General features: G+C 36.5%; 15 protein-coding genes and 1 pseudogene. 7 read left to right on the forward strand and 9 right to left on the reverse strand.

Features of this window, described 5'->3' with window-relative positions; genetic code table 11:
* Positions 1-167: 167 nt before the first annotated feature.
* Positions 168-1,334, reverse strand: coding sequence for a M20 metallopeptidase family protein (locus ACFFIS_RS17910; protein WP_320380012.1), 1,167 nt, complete (start codon positions 1,332-1,334; stop codon positions 168-170).
* 858 nt (positions 1,335-2,192) lie between these two features.
* On the opposite strand from ACFFIS_RS17910, the gene ACFFIS_RS17915 reads away from it, so the two are divergent.
* From ACFFIS_RS17915 to ACFFIS_RS17925, 3 genes are all read left to right on the forward strand, one after another.
* Positions 2,193-2,588, forward strand: a complete 396-nt coding sequence (locus ACFFIS_RS17915) for a helix-turn-helix domain-containing protein (protein ID WP_320380013.1) — start codon at positions 2,193-2,195, stop codon at positions 2,586-2,588.
* A gap of 543 nt (positions 2,589-3,131) precedes the next feature.
* Complete coding sequence (locus tag ACFFIS_RS17920; RefSeq protein WP_390188618.1) at positions 3,132-4,166, forward strand: ABC transporter permease; 1,035 nt, start codon at positions 3,132-3,134, stop codon at positions 4,164-4,166.
* Between the two features lies 1 nt (position 4,167).
* On the forward strand, positions 4,168-4,851 hold the full coding sequence (locus ACFFIS_RS17925) for an ABC transporter ATP-binding protein (RefSeq protein WP_390188620.1): 684 nt from the start codon (positions 4,168-4,170) through the stop codon (positions 4,849-4,851).
* A gap of 65 nt (positions 4,852-4,916) precedes the next feature.
* Here the strand turns inward: ACFFIS_RS17925 and ACFFIS_RS17930 are convergent, their stop codons facing one another.
* From ACFFIS_RS17930 to mutM, 3 genes are all read right to left on the reverse strand, one after another.
* Complete coding sequence (locus tag ACFFIS_RS17930; protein ID WP_390188622.1) at positions 4,917-7,292, reverse strand: CDP-glycerol glycerophosphotransferase family protein; 2,376 nt, start codon at positions 7,290-7,292, stop codon at positions 4,917-4,919.
* A gap of 329 nt (positions 7,293-7,621) precedes the next feature.
* Positions 7,622-8,452: a deoxyribonuclease IV gene (locus ACFFIS_RS17935; RefSeq protein ID WP_320380015.1), complete on the reverse strand. Its 831-nt coding sequence runs from the start codon at positions 8,450-8,452 to the stop codon at positions 7,622-7,624.
* 134 nt (positions 8,453-8,586) lie between these two features.
* Complete coding sequence (gene mutM, locus ACFFIS_RS17940) at positions 8,587-9,396, reverse strand: bifunctional DNA-formamidopyrimidine glycosylase/DNA-(apurinic or apyrimidinic site) lyase (protein WP_390188624.1); 810 nt, start codon at positions 9,394-9,396, stop codon at positions 8,587-8,589.
* A 557-nt stretch (positions 9,397-9,953) separates the two neighbouring features.
* Here mutM and ACFFIS_RS17945 point away from each other — a divergent pair.
* On the forward strand, positions 9,954-13,040 hold the full coding sequence (locus ACFFIS_RS17945) for a GNAT family N-acetyltransferase (RefSeq protein WP_390188626.1): 3,087 nt from the start codon (positions 9,954-9,956) through the stop codon (positions 13,038-13,040).
* A 593-nt stretch (positions 13,041-13,633) separates the two neighbouring features.
* Positions 13,634-15,166, forward strand: coding sequence for a multicopper oxidase family protein (locus tag ACFFIS_RS17950; protein WP_390188627.1), 1,533 nt, complete (start codon positions 13,634-13,636; stop codon positions 15,164-15,166).
* 154 nt (positions 15,167-15,320) lie between these two features.
* Here ACFFIS_RS17950 and ACFFIS_RS17955 read toward each other — a convergent pair whose 3' ends face one another.
* From ACFFIS_RS17955 to ACFFIS_RS17975, 5 genes are all read right to left on the reverse strand, one after another.
* A complete protein-coding gene (locus ACFFIS_RS17955; protein WP_390188629.1) occupies positions 15,321-16,991 on the reverse strand; it encodes a glycoside hydrolase family 13 protein in 1,671 nt (556 codons plus the stop codon).
* Between the two features lie 135 nt (positions 16,992-17,126).
* Entirely contained in the window at positions 17,127-18,173 is a 1,047-nt protein-coding gene (locus ACFFIS_RS17960) for a LacI family DNA-binding transcriptional regulator (protein ID WP_390188631.1), read from the reverse strand.
* A gap of 109 nt (positions 18,174-18,282) precedes the next feature.
* On the reverse strand, positions 18,283-19,125 hold the full coding sequence (locus ACFFIS_RS17965) for a sugar ABC transporter permease (RefSeq protein WP_320380021.1): 843 nt from the start codon (positions 19,123-19,125) through the stop codon (positions 18,283-18,285).
* Positions 19,125-20,420, reverse strand: a complete 1,296-nt coding sequence (locus tag ACFFIS_RS17970; RefSeq protein ID WP_320380022.1) for a sugar ABC transporter permease — start codon at positions 20,418-20,420, stop codon at positions 19,125-19,127. Before ACFFIS_RS17970 ends, ACFFIS_RS17965 begins: the two co-directional genes overlap by 1 nt.
* Before the next feature lie 165 nt (positions 20,421-20,585).
* Positions 20,586-21,863, reverse strand: a complete 1,278-nt coding sequence (locus ACFFIS_RS17975; protein WP_320380023.1) for a sugar ABC transporter substrate-binding protein — start codon at positions 21,861-21,863, stop codon at positions 20,586-20,588.
* A 287-nt stretch (positions 21,864-22,150) separates the two neighbouring features.
* On the opposite strand from ACFFIS_RS17975, the gene ACFFIS_RS17980 reads away from it, so the two are divergent.
* Positions 22,151-23,923 carry a glycoside hydrolase family 13 protein gene (locus tag ACFFIS_RS17980; RefSeq protein ID WP_390188633.1) on the forward strand — a complete coding sequence of 591 codons (1,773 nt, stop codon included), beginning with the start codon at positions 22,151-22,153 and terminating at the stop codon, positions 23,921-23,923.
* A gap of 32 nt (positions 23,924-23,955) precedes the next feature.
* Positions 23,956-24,165: pseudogene (locus ACFFIS_RS17985) on the forward strand (alpha-amylase family glycosyl hydrolase); the annotation flags it as partial.
* Positions 24,166-24,375 lie beyond the last annotated feature (210 nt).

Genomic DNA, 24,375 nt, shown 5'->3' on the forward strand with positions numbered 1-24,375 from the left:
CCACTTCATATATATTCCTCTTAAGCAGTTGATTGAAACAACAGAACCGTCCCGCTGTGTCACTGCCCTTCCCTTCACGAAGCTCACCTGATAAAACGCAAGAGTAGCCCCCATATTTAGCTCACTTGAATGAAACGCGAGAACCGTCCCCATGTGTCACCCATGTGTCACTTTCCTAAAACTAATGCGATGAACATTTGGCTAATTTTTATAATTGCTCGTTCGTCGATATTGAACTTGGGGTGATGATGGGGGTAGACAGCATTAATTTCTTCGTTTCTACCTCCAACTGTAAAATAAACACCTGGGATTTCTTGTTGGTAGAAGGCAAAGTCCTCGCTAGCCATTAACGGATCATCAGTCATGACATTTTCACCACCAAATAGAAGGTTCGCCGTTTCCTCTACACGCTTTGTTTCTTGTGGGTCATTATACATCGAAGGGCATTCTTTCACATATTCGAAATCAACCGTGGCACCATTCGCAGCACATGTTGCTTTTGTAATATTTTCTAAAGCTTCTTCAATGATATTACGCGCTTCTTCATCAAATGTACGAACCGTTCCTTTTATTACGGCAGTATCTGGAATGACATTATTTCCAGCACCACTAACAAATGATGCGACCGTTACAGCTGCTGCCTGAAATGGATTAATGCGTCGGCTCACAATTTGTTGCATATTTACGACTAACTGACTCCCTGTAACAAGCGGATCCACGGTTTGATGTGGTTGGGAACCATGTCCACCTTTTCCATGAATAACAATGTGAAAATCATCCTGTGCTGAAGAAGCGTACCCTTCTTTGACACCAACCGTACCGAACTCCTCCGTTGATACGACGTGAGCACCATAAATAATATCCACACCATCTAAGCAACCGTCTTCAATCATTGGCTTTGCACCGCCGGGGGTTACCTCTTCCCCAAACTGATGAATAAATTTTATCGTACCAGGAATCTCATCCTTTATTTCACTTAAAATCTTTGCAACCCCAAGTAGTGCAGCAGTATGTAAATCATGTCCACAAGCATGCATAACACCAGGGATTTGCGACATGTAGTCTACGTCCGTTTCCTCTTGAATTGGCAATGCATCAAAATCGGCACGTAGCGCTACTGTCTTACCCGGTTTTCCTCCTTTAAGCGTTCCAACAACGCCTCTTCCACCAACCCCAGTTCTTACCTCAATCCCTAAATCTTCCAAGTGATTCGCAATTTTCTTTGGTGTATGCACTTCCTGATGGGAGAGTTCTGGATACATATGGAGATCCCTACGGATTTTTACTAACTCGGGGTAAATTTCTTCTAGTCTCTCAAATAATTTTTCTAGCATATCTTGATTCCTCCAATTTTATTTCATAACTTCTATTCTAACTTTACCAAATAAAGATATCTCAATCAGCAAGAGCCCGGGCCCACAAAATCTACCACATGATGTTGCATATTTCATGTATTTCTCCTACTCCCATTTACTTTTTATCCTTATTCAAATTTATGAAAATAAAAATCACACAACACATCGAACCATGCTGGTGCTCACAATACAACGAGATGTCGTATATTATGCATCAGCAGTTCATACTACGAACAATAAATATCCACCGACAAAATAAGATGAAAAAGTAAAATAGGAATAACCTCATTCTTTTTTGACACCGCATTCATGACACTAACTATATGACGCGGCACTTAAGATGCTTCCTTGTACAATAACCATTCTTCCCGACGCTTATCTAAATTAGCACCATATTATCTTGAGATTCCTTACACACTATTATTCTTGTATCAAATACTTATTTGCACTCCTAACTTTATTTCACAGTATATGAAGAGGTTATGTATTAATATACACTATTACTTATAATTATAACAATATATTTATAATAAGTGATGTGCGATTTATATAATTAGTAGTAAGCAAAAGATTTTCATTCCTTCCCAGATGAGTCATCATTTGAAATGTATTTTCAAAAGTGAAGTTTACTATATCATAATCATCGCCTTTACCTTGTATAAATGCAAACTACAACAGCATCCCCTTTCACTTTTCATCATTCTAGCAACTACAATTTTCGTATGCCTCTTTCCATCCTTTACATTTTTAAACAGTACTTTTAACTTGAATTTGTATACATTTAATGGCACATTATAATTGCTTTAAAAATTAATTAAACTTTGCAAGGTGGTTAATATGTATAAACGTAAAAATATTATCGAATTAGTGAATGATACAATTATGACTTTTGGACAAGTTAAAGTCGAATGTAAATTGCAAGAGAAAATAGATGAGATGGACATATCATTAATAGAATTATCGCATCTTACTGGTATTAGGTATGCTTCATTATGCGATTTGAAAAATAATAAGAAGGTAACCCTAAATCTTCAACATTTAACCGCAATCATGATTGCATTACGTATTCAATCATTTGATGAATTATTCACACTAACGTTTGAGGATGAAGAACAAAGTAAAATGTTTTCTGTTGAAAGTGAATTATATAAGAAAAACGGATTACCTCATGATGCAATTGAACAAATGAAGGCAAATAAAGAAATACTCGATAAACATTACAATAAAAAATAAATAATAAAGTACGCTTAGGAGCTGCCCCTAGAAGTTAGCGATAAAATCTAATTTCTAGGGTCTTTTTGATAAAAAATATATGATGATAATCCACAAGAATAACGAAAGAGCGGCTAGATTCGATTTCCAAAAGTATCTACTAAATTTACATAAAAAGGTAATTTATCACGTCACGTCAGAAATGATGCGAACATATATATGAAGTTCTTCAATTATGCTTAGAAGTGCTTGCTTTAGAAAATGTAAATCCCATCAAGTAATAGAAAAACTAGCTCACTAAGGTCTAACCCCTAGATTACCTTCTTGATACGCTTTTACTACCTTTAACTTCAAACTATCCCTATATTTTTGAGCAAAATAAACACCCCAAAAGTTTATTTATTTTCACTCTAACTATTGAAGTGCACTACAGAACCGTCATGATTCATGATTAATGCAGCATTCACGAGTGAAACATGAAACACGAGAACCGTCCCCATGATTCACATTGCGTTCATATGGTGGGAATATACTATTTTCATCAACAAGTTGGAGGTAATAATGATGAAGATGGCATGGAAAGAAATTATTAAAAACAAATCACGTTTTATTATATTAGGTTCGATAGTTTTTCTTGTGAGTCTATTAACATTCATTATATCTGGATTAGCTAATGGCCTGTCTCAAGATAACGCAGCGTTAATTAAAGATATGCCTGAAGGTACATTTTATATGGATGAAAATGCAGATGAAACTTATAATCTTTCAAAAATAGATAAAAGTATTGCGGAGCAGATTATCAAAGAGACTGAAGATGCAACAGCATTATCGATTCAAATGGGTTTTCTAAATAATGCAGATGACAAGCAACTAGGTGTTGCCTTTGTTACAGCTACAAATCCAGGCCTTTTTCCAGAAGTTGCAGATGGAGAAGTATTGCTTGATGAATCACTAAAAGATAAAGGTGTTAAAGTTGGCGACAAATTGACAAGCAATCAACTTAGCAAAGATCTTCTTGTGAAAGGCTTTGTTGAACAGAAGAAATTCAGCCATTCGCCTGTCGCTTTTATTAATCCTATCAATTATCAGGAAATGTATCGTGTGGAAGAAATGCAAATGATGTTTGTCCCTGGAAAGGACGAAACAACGTCTATCAATGGTCTTCAAGACTTTTCAAACAAAAGTTTCCTAAACACTATCCCAAGTTACAGCGCTGAACAACTTTCATTAAATATGATTGTTTGGTTTCTAGTCGTAATCAGTGGTATGTTATTTGGTATTTTCTTCTACATGATGAACGTACAAAAGATTGGACTGTATGGTATTTTAAAAGCTATCGGCGTGAAAACAAGTGCGTTATTTCAAATGATGTGGACGCAAATGTTACTCATCACAACTATCGCCCTTGCTTTATCTATCGCTTTGAGTCAGTTATTCTCGACCATTGCACCTGAGGGAATGCCGTTTCATTTAACTTTGGCAACAACTACTCAATTAGCAATTGTTTTTCTCATCATCGGGTTTATAGGTGCAACTTTATCTGGTATTCAAATTAGAAAGATACAACCGCTTCAAGCTATTCAACAAGGAGAGATGTAAAATGGATTTATTTAAAATTGATAATCTCACTAAAAACTTCCAAAATGGTGAAGTAGAAGAACAAGTATTAAGAGGAATTGATCTTACGTTGAAACAAGGTGAGGTCACAGCATTGGTCGGTGCTTCTGGTTCAGGAAAAAGTACACTACTAACTATTGCAGCAGGTCTACAACCAGCAACCGATGGTGAAATCATATTTAATGGACAAAATTTAGCTTCACTGAAACAAGATCAAGTACGTAAAATCCGCGCAGAACAGTTCGGATTTATCTTCCAGGCATCCCACTTAGTTCCTTTTTTAAGTGTTGAAGAACAACTGATGTTAATGCTTGATGTTTCAGGGTCAAAAATGAAAAAGCAGGAGAAGAAATTAGAAGTCAAACGCATGCTAAAACTTGTGGGGATGGATCACCGAAAAGATGCCTACCCTTCGTCATTATCAGGTGGTGAAAAACAACGGGTTGCCATTGCACGAGCAATTATTCATAAACCAACCATGCTATTTGCAGATGAGCCAACAGCCAGTCTTGATTCAAAAAGATCAATAGAAGTCATGAAACTAATACAAGATTTAACAAAATCGTTGCATATAACAACATTACTCGTCACACATGAAGAGGAAATGCTTCAATATACAGATAGAGTCATCACCATGAAAGACGGCCTCATTCAGAAAAGTGCATAAGCGAAACACCGGGACGGTTCTCCTGTTTCATCACTCAAGTGATGCAGGAGAACCGTCCCTGCGTTTCAAAGTATGTGTTCCTTCTGTAGGATACTGATAATTCGTTCCGTATTTTTATTATCGTGGAACTCATTAATTTTTTTATATTTTTCCCTATATTCTTCTTCGAGCTGACAGTCTCTATCTAATGCATTTTTTACTAATCGCAACAAATCATCTCTCGACTTTGCAATCGGTCCGGGTGCATTTGATTCATTAACAGGCGGGATAGCTCGGTAGCTTTCAATTAAATACGACTTTTCTTCCCAATAAAAAATTGGGTACGCTCCTCTGTATATCGCATCATAAATAGCTGAAGAATAATCTGTTATAAATACAATTGCTTTCTTTAATGCTTCCGATGGATTGGGTGCAATAACATCCTTATACTCACTCATATTCTCAAAAATATATTCAGAGAATTTATTATGTGGTATCACCATCAAACGATCCAATAACTGATTCTCCTCAAACAAACGAATCACTTTCATAATTGACTTATAATACGTTGTTTGCTCGATCTTCCCGGAATAAATTAATTGTTCCTCCCAAAACCGGTAAGTTGGCATATACGCAATCTTATTTGCATCATTATCTAATTTCGCATAATCCAAAGTTGCTAAACCTGTCTTCATTAATTCCTCATGCGAATACCCCATTTTGTAAAATTGCTCCGCTTCTAAATCTGAACTTATCACGTTTTTTATAATGTTATATTGATTATTTTCCTTGTGAAATCCCATCGCCATTGGATTATCTACCGGTTTTGCAAACATGATCCCATGTTGTAAAAATACCGATGGTGTGTGCATTAACTTATCCCGTAAATCATCTATATAGAGCCGATCATTAAATAGATGGTTTGGTAATTCAGATGAAATAAAATGAGACGATGCGAACGTATAAATATAATGTTTCATACTATATTTAGTTATAAGGCTACTATTATATTTCTTTTTTAACCCAGAATAGTCTGTACTGTTTTTATCGAGTACAAAAACGTTTGTAGATGTTATATCGGATCGTTTTTTCACCTTTTCAAATACACGAAAAGATGATTCATCCGCTTTCATACTTTTCTTTTCAAAGAATAAGTTAATTGTTTTATGTTTAAGGAAGCTCCCAATAAATTTCCCGAGCCCCTTTTTTATTCGAGAAGCAAACGTATACTCCTGACTAAATGGGATCTTTGTCAATGTAATATTTCCATGTAAATTTGTTCTCATGATTAACATATCATTTTCATATCTCTTTATTTTCAACGTTTTTACAGGTATATCGTGATACTTTAATTTCACATTATGCAATATATGTTGATCATCACCACACATTAAATTGACATGAACCCTTTCTTGACCCTGAACAACATAATATGGTATAAGAATAAATCCGAACTGATTCAACAACTTTATTTTTTTAAAGGGCCTAATAAACTTTCCTAGCTTTTTCTTCTCATTCTGCAAATAAATTTGGTCATATCGAAATTGAGAATTATACGCGTTATGTTTGAATCTACCATAAAGTAAAAAACCTTTAGGTAACCTACTTGCAAAAAGCCTAACTGCTAATCGTGAAACACGATAAGGATTCGATCTTACAAAAAAGATACCATTTTTTTGGTTGTATACATAATATCTTCGTTTATTAATGCTAACTAGAAGTAAAATGTGTTCATCGCTAAAATCATTTAAGTAATCTGCCTCAAACCATTTCTTTGCTTTCCTATTCGCTTTTCTTATATCAATTATCCGTTCGTCTTCTTCACTACCATTTTTAAGGGCAACTCGTAATTGATTTCGGTTAACGATTTCTATTTTAAAACTCGGATGATATTTAATCTTTTTAACAAGTATTTTAAATACATTAATTTCTGCCTTTTCAATGTCATATGTAATTACCAAATGGTGGAATTCACTATTCACAAGAGCAACTACAATAAAACGACTTTCTTCCTGAGACGTGTTCAGTTCGACAGACAATGTTTCATTCATCTCATCTGTTGTAAAGAAATTATCAAACTCAAAAATAACGCTATTTCCCTTCATGATTTGAACAAAATAACCATTTGTAATCTTTACGCTAACACCAATATCGTAATTATGTTCAATTACCGTATTGAACAGAGGATTTCCATTATCTCGCCTGATCCATAACCCTTCATTTTCCAAAACAAGAAGATAGTGAGTTGTTTCAATATTAATGACTGCAACGAGCTTATCGATAGATACAATATGCTCTAATTTAATTGGGTTTAAATCAATGTCGTTAACTTGTACTTGATATTCCTTATTATCATATAATACATGGATTGTCTGATTAACAAACGTTAAGGCAAATCTTGTATCAAATACTTGTATATGAGATTTATTTTGATTATCACTTTCTTCTAATTTCTCTTTCACAATTAAACCTCCTACTGTTAAAATTATACAACTCTCTCATCGACTAATTTCTTCAATAATAGTGTTTATAATAAACTTTGAATTATTATAATTATATGAGGGTTGTCGAATCTAAAGATATTCGTGAAGATAATTAAAGAAAACATTATAATATTATGATTCCAAAAAGAAATAAAATCATTATGTAAATGTCCAAAGTAAACACACCATATTAGAGAAATTATATCACAAAAGAAATCATAAATTACAGAAAGAAGGATGACATTGAAACACCGGGACGGTTCTCCTGTTTCATCACTCAAGTGATGCAGGAGAACCGTCCCTGCGTTTCACCATTTTTCTTGTAACATGGCGATTTCTTTTTCATGTGGTACTTCTTCTTTCGGGGTTTCCAAAATAAATGGGATGTCGCGAAGTTGGGGAGTTGTCAATATATCATTAAATTGTGTTTCTAAAATGTATCCTTGATTAAAAATTGGCGCATGGCGATCTTTTCCCGTCCCAGTAGCATACTTAGAATTATTTAAATGAATAACTTCCAAATGATCAAAATATGCCAATTCATTACCACGTTCCATCACTTCTTGCCAATTATCCCCGTCCCACAAACTACTTGCAAAAGCATGACATGTATCAAAACAAAACCCTATCTTTTCTTGTTCCTGACAAAGATTCCGCACCTGGGCTAACTCGTCCAATGTTGTGCCAATCGTACCTGGTAATCCACCCGTGTTTTCTAATAATATTTTTGCTTGCCCATCCCATCCGACTAACACTTCATTTAGTATTTCAATCATCAACTGATAACTTTGGAGAGGTTTCTCAGGCTCTAACTGTTTTCCAAAATGAACAACAACCCCAATTGAGCCACAAGCATCCGCAATTACAAGATCATTATGCAGCGATGCTAACACTGCTTCTCGCTTTTTATTCGTTTTAGGTGTGAGTGTTGTTGGATATGGTGAGTGAATAACTGATAATATATCTTTCTCCTCACAAAATTGTTTACATAAAGTCGCATCTTCTAATTGAAACTCTTTCACACCAAGGCTGCGTGGGTTTTTAGAAAAATATTGAAACGCACCAGCGCCCATTTCATACGCTTGTTTAGCCGCTCCCAAAAACCCATTTTTAATTGATAAATGGCATCCAAATCGCATGAATATCCCCCTTTTTTCCTTCGCTTTGCTAATTCGGTAAATGTAATAGTGCTGCGAATAAATTCGGACTTCTAACTTTTGACACAGAAACAGTCCTAACTGAAATCCCCCCATTTACTTTACAAATACTCTTATTAAACCTGACATTCCCCACAATAAAATGTCGCATGTGATGACATTTCAGTTTTCGTGATGGGGTGCCCGCACCGCTTGCATGGTTCACCTTCTCGATCATGAACATACATCATTTTCGCATAGCCACCAGTATGTGAATCCCCGATAAATAGTCGATTCTCCATATATCCACCTGACGCAATTGCTTGGCGCAAAATATCTTGAATTGATGAAAATAGCTGTCTGATTTCAGTTTCTGCTAAAGTGCTAGCCTTTTTATGAGGCAAAAGTTTTGCCTGCCATAGAATTTCATCCGAATAGCGATTACCAATGCCAACAATTACATCCTGTTTTAATAACGTTGTTTTTAACGCACCTTTATGCTTGGCAATAATTTGCATAAATATATCAACCGTAAAAGTTTTATCTAAAGGCTCCGGCCCTAGGCTCATCAATTCTTTATGCAAAGTTTCCCTTGTATGTACATGCAGATATCCTAGTCTTAAACCTATAAAATAAAGGTTGTTTTCCCCAAATGAAAGCTGAACCTGTACCGTCCGTTTTGGCTTTTCAGATTCCTTTCCGTAAAACATCCATCCCCCAAGCATGAGATGTAGAAGTAATTGATAACCATTTTCCAAGTGAAAAATTAGATATTTTGCCCGCCGCTCGACATTCACAATTTTATGTTGCCGGGTAATCCGTGCAAATTCATCCGGTTTCATATTAATCGATTTTTCCCTTCCAATTATCACGTCCGAAATTTCATGACCAACAATTCTTTCATCCAGCAACGCTCTATAATTCTCCATCTCCGGTAACTCCGGCATAGTCATCCCCACCTTCCACTAATTAATATACCCATCATTACACCATTCATGAAACATGGGGACGGTTCTGATGTTTCATCGCTCTAACAACGAAGTGTGGGAAAATCTCCACGTTTCACTGCACCAAGTGACACGTGAGAACCGTCCCCATGTTTCACCCCTTTACAAACTCCTAAATTTTCTGTATAATGATAAAATAAAAATCTTTAAAACTAATAGGAGGGGTGTTCGACATGATCTTGGTTAGAGAAAATCTAGAAAATCTTTATATCGTAAAACTTCATAACATGTTGTACACAACCTATTGTTCTAGCTGATTTTTAAGTTACTGTATACAGGACCATAGGGTATTATGCACACTATGGTTTTTTTAATTCCATATTTCAGATAATTTTGTATGTTTACTTACATTATCTAGGAGAATTTGAAGGACTATTCAGGGGTGGAATAGTCCTTTTTTGTATCAGTAAATTGCACAAGCAAAAATTGGGGGGGCAAAACGAGATAAATCATTCTTGCCTAATATGATGTCCCACACCAAAGAGGAGATGAATACATTGCAAATTGAGATTGTAAAATATGATGAACGATACGCTGCCAAAGTTGCAGATATGTGGAATAACAGTCGTGATGGCTGGGGTGGTGCGAATACGGTTGATACGGAAGAATCTATATTACATCGCGAAGCCAGCTCAACCAATATCCATACCTATTTAGCTCTTGAAGGAGATTTAGTTGTTGGTTATTGTGGTTTAAGTGAATACCGAGAAGATGAAGGAGCGCTATATATACCTCTCCTTAACGTCCGAGATGACTATCACGGTAAAAAGATTGGCAAGAAATTGCTTTTAACGGCCTTACAGGAAGCGATTCAATTAAAGTGGCCAAGACTTGATTTGTACACGTGGCCTGGGAACACGAAGGCTGTACCACTTTATAAAAAGTGCGGATTTTTTTGGGAAGATCGTGATGACACGACACACTTAATGAATTTTATGCCGACGGTACTGCATACAGCGGCTATTCAAGACTTTTTTAATGGTGCAAACTGGTACGATATGAGTACGCGTGAAATCGAGGTGAAGCCTGATGGCCAGGTAGAAAATGACTTTCATTATTATGAATATGCTTGGAAAAGGGAAGATGAGGCGCTTCGAATCGAATTTGAGCGTACTGGAAGAGGTATCCGATTAATCGAAACAAATGATTATTCTATTTCAGCTACAGTAGAAAATCGTCAATTAGTCTTTGGAAAGCCTTACACGATCCTGTACAACATTCATAATAAATCCGGAAAGCCACTCCATATAGATTTAGCCGGAATAAGTGACAAAAACATTCAGTTTCATTTACAAAAGGAAATCGAAGTAACGGATACTACACAAATAACAGGAACGTTTTTTGTAGATGCCATTCAAGAAGAACAAGATACGTTTAAAACACACCCTACTGTACAAACCACTGTGGGAATTAATGGAAAGCAGGCCATGTTTAAAGTTGGAATTTTACCAAAATATCCTGCACAAATAAAGGCAATTTTACCAGATGATGTAACATTTGTCGGAAAAAGAAGCATATTTTATATGGATATCACGAACAATTTTAGAGAGCGAGCCTGTTTCGAGTTGCGCTTTCCTACATCGCCTTTACTAGAGCTAAGTGAACAAACATTACAAGTGGCAATCGAACCAAAGGAAAAAGTCTCCATACCGGTTCCGTTCCTAACAAAGTCTCACGGCTATTATCATGCACCATTAGATATAAAAGCCGTAAAAGATAATGGCGAAGAAATTCATTTTACAAAAGAAGTTGGGATTCCATTGAGAGGGATTGGCGCTACATTTCACGGCGAGGACGAAGATTATATCCAACTATACAGTGGCCAATATTTCGCCACATTAGATAAAAGTGATCATACCGTGCTTACTGGAAAAAAGAAAAAGGAAAGTCGTTTAACCATTTTAACGCCTATGCTTGGGAAGCCTTATTCGGAGGAATTAGCAAAAACAAAACCAACTGCAATTCAATACGTAGATGGTGCGGGCTTTAGCATGGCAAAAGTGACCTTTGAACTAGCTGCTTTTCCTGCCATCAAATTGCATATGTTTCTAAAGCTTTTCAGTGATGGACTGTTAGAAAATTACTATGAAGTTGAAAATATGCAAGATGTGAGAACAAGCGAATCCATATGGCTTAACCAACCCATTTATTTCGACCTTGATAGAGCAACGATTCCATATGACGGCAAAATGGTGGAAATGAATGACTCCGTCGGTAATTCCTATGAAGAGTGGGATGAAAACCTTATCTCAGAAAATTGGTTGTTTGTAAATGATCATCAAAATCCTCTTGGCATGTGTTGGCATCCGGAAGACAACATCCATTTTGATTCATGGTCTAATTATTTCGAGTATCAGTTTGGAAAAATTGCAGGAAAAAGTACCGTCAAAACAAATGCTATTTATTTTTCCATCGGTGCATTTCATGATGTCGATACGTTTCGCTCGTTTGCTAATCAATCTGCTAGCACAACGAATATACAAACTGTTCAACACTTACACGTTTCATTGGATAACAACAATCCGTTTGTGATAGGAGAAAAAGCTATTTGCAAGGTAAAAGATTATAAATCAAACTATTTGCATGGAGAATTGTCACTATCCCTGTCTCCAACACAAGCGAAATTGGTAGAAGAACAGTTCCATCGTGAGGAACAAAAAACAGAATGGCTAGCAGAACTTCCATTGGAAAACATACCAGCCATTACTACTATAAATCTAAAGGCGACACTAGATGCAGTCATTCACGAAAGAGAAACATTAATCGTAAAACAAAAGCATACAGATATGAAAGCAGAAGTAGTTACTGACAAAGGGTTGGAAACGTGGACAATTGATAATGGAATCATACAATTTAAAGCAACACCAACATTTTTCCCTTCGTTACATTGTTTCGCATACAAGGGAGAAGAATGGTTGGATACATCATTTCCAAAACTAAAACCAAAATTGTGGTGGAATCCATGGTCAGGTGGCTTATGGAGCGGATTATCCGCAATTCGACCATATTCTCTTTCAAAAGAACAGAGTACAGCGGCCTTTGCAAGTTTAATAGATAATAAAGGTAATAAGTGGAAGGGAATCAAGCTTACAACGTCTATTCGGGAAAATGAAGCATATAAGGGGCTCACCTATCACCAATATTTCTTGACCTTGCCTGGTGTTCCTATCCTATGTCATGTTTCCGAAATTAATCAAGGAACGGGCACATACTTTGATCAAAAAAATTGGCATACAGGTGGTTTTTTCAATCCTGGAGAACATATGGCACATAATTGGGCGCGTACGCAGGATAAAAATGGGGATTGGATTAAAATAATTGCTGGTAAGGGAGAATTGGAAAGTATAATTGAACGTGATTTAATCATAGGATGCAGCGACAAGAAAGAGCATATCCAAATTATTACCAATTCCAAAGACATGCAATATACGTATATCAATAAGGAAGTACTCGCTAATGGTATTTCAGAACGCATGTCAATACCAACAGGCAATACCCAATTCACAACACCAATATTTTATGTATTTCACGACAGAACCATACCACCACAAGCACAACAAGACTTAAAAAACATAAAATTTTGAAACATGGGGACGGTTCTCTTGTTTCATCAGATTTTGGGGGGCGGAAGAACGATTTTTCCGCTTCATCCCCCGTTCTTTGCAGTCCTCCACCCCAAGATTGTGTTTTTAATGTCAATCTATTGTATGTACAACCTATCCCGTATCACTCCACTTATATTTCCACCCCCTCATATTCCCAATGTATCTGGGAAAGTGTCTTTTCAGTTTCCATATCAACAGTTACCCTAAAGGTTGAATATTCCATCAACACAAGAAGGCTTGTTCTCACTTTTGCATGTAGCCTCTCCTTAATCTCTTATTTCCACTGTCCAGTCGTTTTATATATATTACACTTTTTGTCACATGTTATTATGTCAGCATTTTATAACATCCTCACCCAATCACCATAATTAAGTTCTAAATCCTTATTTATACAGACATTTTCCTTTTGTAATTAAACAGATAAGTTTGTTCATTATAAGAAACGCCCAACACTTCCCCATTACAATATAAAAATAATGAAACACGAGAACCGTCCCCATGTTGCGAGCACCTTTGCGCGTTGTGAAACATCTAATATAGTATGGATAAAAAATCAGTAGGAGTTGGGAATATTGAGTCCAAGACTTAGAAAATTTGTGGATCGTCTGCCCATCATGGCAGTCGTTAAACCGGATCGTCGTAATAAAAAAGACGATTATTATCATATTGAAATGAGAGAATTTCGTCAGAAGCTACATGCTGACTTACCGCCAACAACTTTATGGGGATATAACGGTCAATTTCCTGGTCCGCTCTTTGATGTGAAACAGGGTAGGCCTATCCAGGTCAAATGGGCGAATAAACTTCCATCAAGGCATATTCTACCTGTAGACAAATCATTTCATCATTTAGATACGATGCCTGAAGTACGTACTGTCACCCACTTACATGGTGGTGAGACCCTACCTGATAGCGATGGCTACCCCGAAGCATGGTATACACGTGATTTTAGAGAGGTAGGTTCTTATTTCGAAAGAGAAGTTTACCATTACGCCAATGATCAACGTCCATTAACAATGTGGTACCATGACCATGCGATGGGTATTACGCGGCTCAATGTTTATGCAGGACTTGCTGGCATGTATATTCTTCGCGGTGAAGAGGAAGAGAAGTTACCATTACCAAAGGGCGAATATGAAATACCATTAATGCTTCTGGACCGGTCATTTAATCGGAATGGATCGCTAGCATATCCGCGTCAGCCTCAACAGGATCCAGATAGTCCAAAATTGCCTGACCCATCCATCCAGCCCTTTTTCCTTGGAGATACGAATTTGGTGAATGGAAAAGTATGGCCTTATTTAGAGGTAGAACCAAGAAAGTATCGTTTCCGAATCTTAAATGCAGCTAACACCCGTGCATATCAACTTTATCTTGATAACGGGGGTACTTTTTATCAAATCGGTTCAGATGGTGGCTTATTGCGAAAAACTGTTCCACTTGTGCAATTAGCTTTATCACCAGCAGAGCGTGCAGATGTCATTATTGATTTTTCTAATTACCCCGGAGAAACAATCCATTTAAAAAACGACCTTGGCCCTGATGCCGATCCAGAAGATCAAACAGATGACGTGATGCAATTCAAAGTCGGGAAATCTCTCTCAACTGAAGATGAAAGTAAAATCCCTGTGAATTTATCCTATATTCCATCACTGAAAAACAATAAGATCACAACCATTCGAAACTTAAAACTATCCAGTGTCCCAGATAAATATGAGAGGCCTGTATTTTTGCTCAATGATAAAAAATGGGTTGATCCTGTCACCGAAAAGCCGAAATTGGGCGAAACTGAAATATGGTCGTTCGTAAACATCACGGACTTTCCCCACCCCATTCACATTCATCTTATTCAGTTTCAGGTTCTTAATCGCCAACCCTTTGACTTAGATATATATAATGAAACAAAACAAATCATATTCACTGGTGCACCCACTCCACCACTTCCAAATGAACACGGTTGGAAAGATACAGTTTCCGCACCACCAGGACAATATACACGTGTCATTGTGAAATTCACCCCGTATACCGGTCGCTACGTATGGCACTGCCATATATTAGAACATGAAGATTATGATATGATGCGTCCTTATGATGTGGAGGAATGAATGTTAAATATAAAGATGTTTCAAGGTAACGTTGTAATTGCATATTAAAACAATGGGACCCATTATGTTATACACAATGGCGTCCCACTTCATTCTTTATTTGCTTGCTCAACCTTGGCTATCAAAAATGAAACACAAGAACCGTCCCCATGATTCAAACTCTATAAACGCGTGCTTCATATGGGCGGAATCTTAGATTATCCAGTGTTTTATATCCGTTTTCTACTTCATAATTGCTCAACTTTAATTCTGCTTGTTCTCCAGCCAACTCATTGGGGAACTCAACAGTAACTTCTTTGGCAAATAAGTTTGCTAGCACTAGGTATGTTTCATTACCATATACTCGCTTATAAGCAAAAATATCTTCATGATCCATCATAGTAAGTTCATAACTTCCATAAATTAATACATCATTTTCTTCACGAAGACGAATCATCTTTTTATAATAATTGAGTATGGAATCCAAATTCTGCAATTCCATCTCAACGTTAATCTCTTTATAATTTGGATTTACTTTCAGCCATGGTGTCCCTGTTGTAAATCCAGCATTTTCTTCCGTATTCCATTGCATTGGAGTCCGAGAATTATCACGTCCATTTTTCCAAATAATCTTCATAACTTCCTCATGGGTTTTTCCAGCTTCACGCTCACTCTTATAAAGATTTTTAATAGCCACATCATTATAATCATCAATTGAATTAAATTTCACATTAGTCATACCTATTTCCTGACCTTGATAAATAAATGGTGTTCCTTGCATAAAAAAGTACATCGTCGCAAAACTTTTCGCTGCTTCTTTTCTTAAAGTCGTATCATTTGCCCAAGTTGAAACAGATCGCGGTTGATCATGATTTTCAAGAAATAGAGCATTCCAACCAATACCATCAAGGCCATTTTGCCATTTACTGAGTGTTTTTTTCAGCCCGTGAATATCTAAACCACCTGTTGGACTTTTACCCCATAAGTCCAAATGTTCAAACTGAAAGATCATATTAAATTTGCCATTTTCCTCGCCGACCCATTCATCTGCCTGCTCAACAGTAACACCATTTGCTTCACCAACTGTCATAATATCATACTTGCCAAATGTCTCATTCTTTAACTCTTCCAAGTAAGTTTGAATACCAGGTCGATTCATGTGTCCATCATATGACGCAACATACTTTTTATTATTAGGATTTGGCATATCTGGAAAGCCAGGTGTTTTTTTAATATGTGAGATCGCATCAACCCGGAATCCATCGATACCTTTATCTAGCCACCAGTTCACCATTTTATATAAATCATGGCGCACATCTGGATTTTCCCAATTTAAATCGGGCTGCTTTCGTGAAAATACATGCATATAGTATTCGGCCGTTTCTTCATCATAATGCCAAGCTGATCCGCCAAAAATAGACTCCCAGTTATTCGGTTCCTGTCCATCTTCTTTACCGGAATGCCATATATAATAATCACGATATGGATTATCTTTTGATGAACGAGATTCAATGAACCACTCATGCTCGTCTGAAGTGTGATTAATGACGAGATCCATAATCAACTTCATACCTCGAGCATGTACCTCATCTAGCAATTCATCAAAGTCCTTCATCGTGCCAAACTCTGGTGAAATCGCTTGATAATCACTAATATCATAGCCATTATCGTCGTTCGGTGATTGATAGATTGGCGATATCCAAATCACGTCTATCCCTAGGCCCTTTAAGTAATCAAGTTTCGATATAATACCTTGAATATCACCAATCCCATCCCCGTTAGAATCCATAAAACTTCGCGGATAAATTTGATAGGCTACCGCTTCCTTCCACCATTTCCTAGTCATGATGTTTCCTCCTTAGTGAATCATTAACCAATAACTCGAAACTAATATTTTTATATCTCAAAAATATTCACACGTTACTTTTTATTAAAATATCCAAAAAAAGTTATATAGTATTGATTCGTCTAAACACCTTGTCTAAGCAAGTTCTGAATTAGCTGATGAAGCAGTTATTGCCTGACAAGACTCTCGCTTTTTGATTATCGTTGGTATAATAATACTCTTTTTGTAATCAGCAGGATCGTTAATCTCCTCAACCAGACTCTTGGCTGCCTCATGCCCCAGCTGAAACACTTGTGTATCGACTGAGGTCAAAGCCGGACTCGATACCTGCGCAATCATCGCATTATTAAAACTAATAATGCTAAGGTCATTAGGTACTTTTATCCCTTCTTTATGACAAACTTGCAACACCTTCATAGCAACAAGGTCATCAGTTACAACGAAAGCTGTCGGTGGATGACTTAAATTCATAAAATCAAGTACAATCTCGTACATATCTACATCACCCGCAGGATTTACCGCATATTCATTCCGAAAAGGAAGCTGCTTCTTCATTAATGCATCCTGATATCCTCTAAAACGAGCAATGGACACTTCATAATTTAAATCGCCACCGATATAACCAATTTGCTTATGTCCAAGCTGAATCAAGTAATCTGTCGCATCCTCTGCTGCCCTGATGTTGTCATTGTCAATATAAATGATTTTATCTAACATCTCATCTGGACTACCAACTAGCACAAACGGAATATTACTTTCAATTAAATATGGAACTACTTCATCATCACGCTTGGAATATGTCACAATCATGCCATCTACACGCTTTCCACGCACCATATCCACAACATCTTTAAAAATCTCTTCTTCAGATTCGCCTGTCGTTAAGGTAATACTATAATCTTGTTTATTGCAATATGCACTTATTCCCCTTAATACTTCTGGGAAAAAGGGATCGTGAAGGGAGTCACTTGCTGATTTTTTCATTACAATTCCAATAGTTCTGGTCTTTTGTTGAGCAAGAACACGTGCATTATAGTTTAGATGGTACCCCAATTCTTCCATCACGCGACGCACATTTCGTTTCGTTTGTTCACTAATCCTTGGACTATCCGAGATTACCCGTGATACAGTTGACGGTGATACATTTGCTTTTTTTGCAACATCTTTTATTGTAACGGCCATCCTTGCACCTCCTTGTTTGCTTGCAATCTATTATTGAATCTATTTTACCATGAAGGATGGCTATTTCTCGCCTTTTATCAAAGTAATATTCACTGGCTCCAATTAAATCCTATCCCTTTGTTCCACCTGCAGTTAAGCCTGATATTAAGTAGCGTTGTAAAAACAAAAATACTAAAGCAATTGGTACTGCAATCAAAATTGCTCCTGCAGCAAATCGTGTAAAGTTCGTTGAAAATTTGTCGTTAATAAAATTGAAAAGGCCAAGTGCTAATGTAAAGTTTTTCGGACTTGTTAAAACAATTCTTGGCAATAAGAAGTCCATGAACGGTGCCATAAAGTTAAATAAAGCTACAACGGCTAAAATAGGCTTAGCTAGTGGAAGCATAATGGACCAAAATACTCTTAAATGCCCTGCCCCATCAATCTTGGCTGCTTCATCCAACTCTTTCGGTATCGTATCAAAATAACCTTTAACTAGCCAAGCATTAAATGGTATCTGTCCACCTAAATAAATAAGTAACAAACCAAATAATGAATCTGTTAAACCAATTGTGTTCAACAAAATATAAAGCGCTACCATCCCCATTAATGCAGGAAACATTTGTAAAAGTAAAAACATATATAATCCATACTTACGCCCGAAAAAGTTGTATCGAGAAAAAGCATACGCAATTAAAGACGTAATAATAACTGAACCAATCGCATTTGCAATTGCTACAAACAGACTATTTTTATACCAAATTAAGTAATCACTTTTTGGACTTGTAAACAACCATTTATAATGCTCTATCGTTGGATTTTTCGGGATTAAGTCTGTGACAAGCATATTCGTGCCCGGGTTTAAACTCATCATCACCGCCCAAAATAACGGATAAGCAATAATCACAAACATAATGAGGAAAAACAAATAAATGAACGCCACTTCAATTTTTGATTTTGTTTTTTGTTTCATTAGTAACGCCCCTCCTCTTTAAAGGCTGCCGTTTTTCTAAATTGGAAAAAGGCAAATATTGAAATGATGAGTCCCATAATAATCGTTATAGCTGCTGCCATATTATAGTTGTTCGTTTCAAATGTTAATTTATAAACCCAAGAAATCAAGATATCTGTCCCTCCAGCATTTTGGCCACGGACGGCTGGATTTCCTTCATTAAATAGATAGATAATATTAAAATTATTAAAGTTACCCGCATATTGCATAATTAATAACGGTGCTGTCGCATATAACACATGCGGAACGGTAATATGCTTTAACTTTTGCCATCTCGTTCCACCATCGACATCGGCAGCTTCATACATATCAGCGGGAACACTTTGTAGTACCCCTGTGAATAGGGCAAAAACAAATGGGAAGCCAAGCCATGTTTGAATCATAATTAACGCCACTTTAGCCCAAAATGGATCAGACAACCAAGGTATCATGATATTAAATTGACTTAATAGATCACGGTTAATTGCCCCAAATGTTGGATTAAATAATGCAGCAAAAATTAAAATCGATACAAACGCTGGTACAGCCCATGGTAAAATAAGAAAAGTTCGAATGGTACGTTTAAACTTAATCCGTTTATCATTTACCATTAATGCTAAGAAAAAGCCGAGAAGAATTTGTAAAGTAGTAGCTACAACAGTCCAAACAATTGTCCAAGTAAACACACTGAAAAATGTATCTTTCCAAATTCCTACATTCATCAAATCTTTAAAGTTATTAAAACCTACCCAGCTTAGTAGATTGCGAGGTGGTGCATTATATTGATTATAGTCTGTAAATGCCAAAGCTAACATGAATAAAAGTGGTAAAACAACAATAAACACGAGCATGATAAGTCCAGGTAAAATCATAAAATACGGAAATCCACGATCGTAAAAACTTGATATTCCTCTTATAACGGATGGCTTTTTAAAACCATCTTCACGAAGCTTTGCATCATTTCTAGCATCTTTAATATTAAATATGTAAATGGCGATTGCAAAAGATAAAACAATTAAAGCAATAAGACCCTGTAATAGCAGTTGAATAGAGTGATGTTCACGCGGTATCGTTCCAAGTGTAAATAAACCCCAAATACCAATATCAATATAATTCCATGTGGTGATTAAAAATGAAATGGTAACTATAAATAAAACAAATCCTTTGATAAAACGACGATTGTATAGTTGCCCTAATCCAGGGAAAATGACCGATAGTAATGTAGCAATATTTCGAGGTTGACTGAGATCGCCTTTCCTCTTTTTTTCGTTCGCCATATCTTCTCCTCCTACATAACGACCTTTTAAAAGGTGATATGGGAGCGAAAAAGCCCCCATATCTTTTGTTTGAAGCTAGGATGTAGTAAGTTCCTCCATGCCTAACTCTCGCAAGTTCAACTAACGTCACTTCTATTTTGTTAAACTACATGAGCGTACTATTACTTATTTTGCTCCTGATGCTTCAATTTGGTCATGAATCGACTCTACTGCTTCTTTCAATACTTCATCTACCGGTTCACCTTTAGAAATAAAGTTTAGGGCATCATTAATTGGGTCCCAAACTTGTTGCATAGCAGGTACACTTGGCATTGGTTCACCATATTGTGTTTGCTCAGCAAATGCGGAATAAATTGGGTCGTCCGCAATAATTGGATCTTCCATCGCATCATCACGAGCAGGAATTTCACCCGCAACTTCGTAATATGTCATCGAGTTCTCATAGTTTGTAATAAACGCCATTAAGTCTTCAGCCCACTCTTTATTATCTGAGTAGTATGAGAGCATGTAAGATTTAACCCCTACGAAGGACTTAGGATGTTCACCATTATCGAGTAATGGAAGTGGTACAACACCAAGGTCATCTCCAATGCCATCAGTATATTCACGTACCATCCAAGGACCGTTCAATACAGTCGATACCTTTCCTTCTCTAAATAAACCGTTCATAATATCTGGTGTTAAATCTTGCGGAATATACCCTTCGTCAAACCACTCTTTAACGAGTTCTCCACCTTTTATCGCACCTTCATTTGCAAGCCCAATATCATCAATATCATAGTTACCGTTTTCATTTGCAAATACGTAAGCACCGTACCCGGAGAAGAATGGGTATGTAAAGTAGAAATTAGCTGCTTCCATTAAGAAACCGTACTTATCTTTACTTGCATCCGTATCTCTTTTAGCAACTGCCATAATATCTTCCATTGTTTCTGGTGCTTTATCTACTAAACTCTTGTTGTAATACATCGCATATGTTTCGATAACAGCTGGATAGCCCCAATAATCGCCATCAAACTGAACTGCTTCTAATGCCGTATCCGTGTATTCTGATTCGTGGTCTCCAAAATGAACTGGTTCCACCAATCCACGTAATACAAGATCACCAATTCTGTCATGTGGTTGAAATATAATATCTGGTCCATTTCCAGCCGGACCTTCAACGTCTAATTTTTCTACTTGTTCAAGCATGTCGACAGGAACCATTTCAACTTCAATACCTGTTTCCTCTGTATATTTTTCTGTAATTTCTTTCACAGCATCTTCTTGTTTCTCTTCTGCATTCACCCAGAGTTTTAGCTTTTGTGGCTTCGCTGGCATTTCAGTTGTTGTATCTTTTCCTTTGTCAGACTTTCCTTTTTCCTTTGCATCATCTGGTCCACAAGCGCTAAGTACTCCTACAACCAACATAAGCGCAAATAATCCAACTATCCATTTTTTCATTTATTGACCCTCCCCAAGGAATTTTCTATAAGTTTTGTGCATAACTATGAAAACGGTTGCACTAAACTTTACTACAGTATACATTCTCGTTTTTTAAAAATCAACATAAAAAGTGATTTTTAATTAAATTCTCAAAACTAAACATAACAATATAGATAACGCTTACATAAAAATTATATTTTTGTTATACTACTATTTAAATTAGTAAAAAAACAATTGTTTGGAATTTTTCGTGTAGCAAATACACCATAAATCATGCAATCGATTGTATAAAAGGAGGTTGAAGTTTGTTAATAGAAGCAATCCATCATCGACCAAAAGACAATTTTGCTTATGCCTTTGATAAAGATACGTTACATATTGCTTTGCAGACTAAAAAAGGTGATTTACAGTCCGTCTCTCTGATTTATGGAGATCCCTATCAATGGGAAGATGGCAAATGGATCACCGATACTTTACCAATGCATAAGTCAGGTTCAACAGACCTTTATGATTACTGGCGTACTGAAGTAAAGCCAGAATTTCGCAGAACAAGATATGGATTTAAATGTTCAGCTGAAAAAGAAACAATTTATTATACGGAAAAAGGATTTTACCCGACTGCACCAACTGATACATCCTTTTATTTCTGTTTTCCTTATTTGAACAAAGCGGATATTTTTAATGCTCCTGATTGGGTAAAAGATACAATTTGGTATCAAATTTTTCCAGATCGCTTTGCTAATGGAGATGCTAATTTAAATCCAATTGGTACGTTACCATGGGGAGAAGGTAAACCGACGCCAACGAACTTCTTCGGCGGTGACTTTCAAGGTGTCATCGACCACCTCGATTATTTAGTAGATTTAGGTATTAATGGCATTTACTTTACACCAATTTTCAAGGCGTATTCAAACCATAAATACGATACGATTGACTATATGGAAATTGATCCACAATTTGGTGATAAAGAGACATTTCGTAAACTCGTAAAAAAATGTCATAAGCGTGGTATTCGTGTCATGCTAGATGCTGTATTTAATCATAGTGGTTATTACTTCCCACCATTTCAAGATGTTTTAAAAAATCAGGAAGAGTCCACATATGCGAATTGGTTCCATATATGGGATTTTCCTGTTATAACAGCGCCAAAACCAAATTATGACACCTTTTCTTTTGGGGCGTCCATGCCAAAGCTAAACACGGAAAACCCAAATGTAAAAAAGTATTTATTTGACGTCGCGCGTTATTGGATACAGGAATTCGACATTGATGGTTGGCGCCTTGATGTTGCCAATGAGGTTGACCATGCCTTCTGGAGAGACTTTCGTAAAGCTGTTAAGGATATCAAGCCAGATGCATATATCTTAGGAGAAATTTGGCACGATGCCATGCCTTGGTTGCAAGGGGATCAGTTTGATGCAGTGATGAACTACCCATTTACAGAAAGCGCCATTGCGTTTTTTGCCAAACAAAACATAAGTGCCAACAATTTCGCTAATATTTTGACTGAAGTAATCCACATGTATCCAGACTCAGTGAATGAAGTCGCATTTAATTTACTCAGTAGTCATGACACACCACGGATTCTCACTTTAGCAAATGGACAAATCGAACGGGTAAAACTTTTATACTTATTTCAGTTAACATTTATTGGAACACCATGCATTTATTATGGTGACGAAATTGGCATGAGCGGTGGCCAGGATCCTGGATGCCGCGCTTGCATGATTTGGGAGGATGAAAAACAAAATCACGACCTCCTTCATTATATCCAAGCACTTATTCAGCTTCGTAAATCAGATAAAGTTTTTTCAAATCAAGCCCATTTTAGATTTCTAAAAGCTGACGATAAAACAAACACCCTTATTTTCGAAAAATATCATGCACATAAACGGGTCATTATCATTGTAAATAATAGCAATCATGTTGTAGAGATTGAACTAGATTGGCAACCTGACATGCAGGAATATAAGCAAAAAGAAAATATGTTTGTTAAGGTTCCCGTCACCATTACATCATCGATTAAAGTAAAACCGTATCTATTTAAAATTTTTGAAATGCAAAATGTTAAAGCATAAGCAAAGGCACAGATGAAGAAAGGATGAATAAAATGACAAAACAGTGGTGGAAAGAGAGTGTTGTCTACCAAATTTATCCACGGAGTTTTAATGATAGTAATGGAGATGGGATTGGCGACATAAATGGAATTACTGAAAAACTAGATTACTTAAAAGAACTCGGAGTAGACATTATCTGGCTTTCGCCTGTTTATGATTCCCCAAACGATGATAATGGGTACGACATACGTAACTATAAGGAAAATTTTTAATACTTGGATTTTGACTATTACAGGAACTTTTTCACTTAAAGAAGATTGAATTTTTGAAACCCAACTCGTATAAAAGTTGGATAACGTAATTTTTAAAAAGCGCATTCGTTTGTAATGATCCCAGTTTTTACATTCAATATAAATGCAGGCGCTTTCTATACATACCTAATCTTGAAAGGAGCTGAGGCCTTATCCACGCTT

The sequence above is a fragment of the Paracerasibacillus soli genome (assembly GCF_042432965.1).
Classification (GTDB): Bacteria; Bacillota; Bacilli; order Bacillales; family Amphibacillaceae; genus Paracerasibacillus; species Paracerasibacillus soli.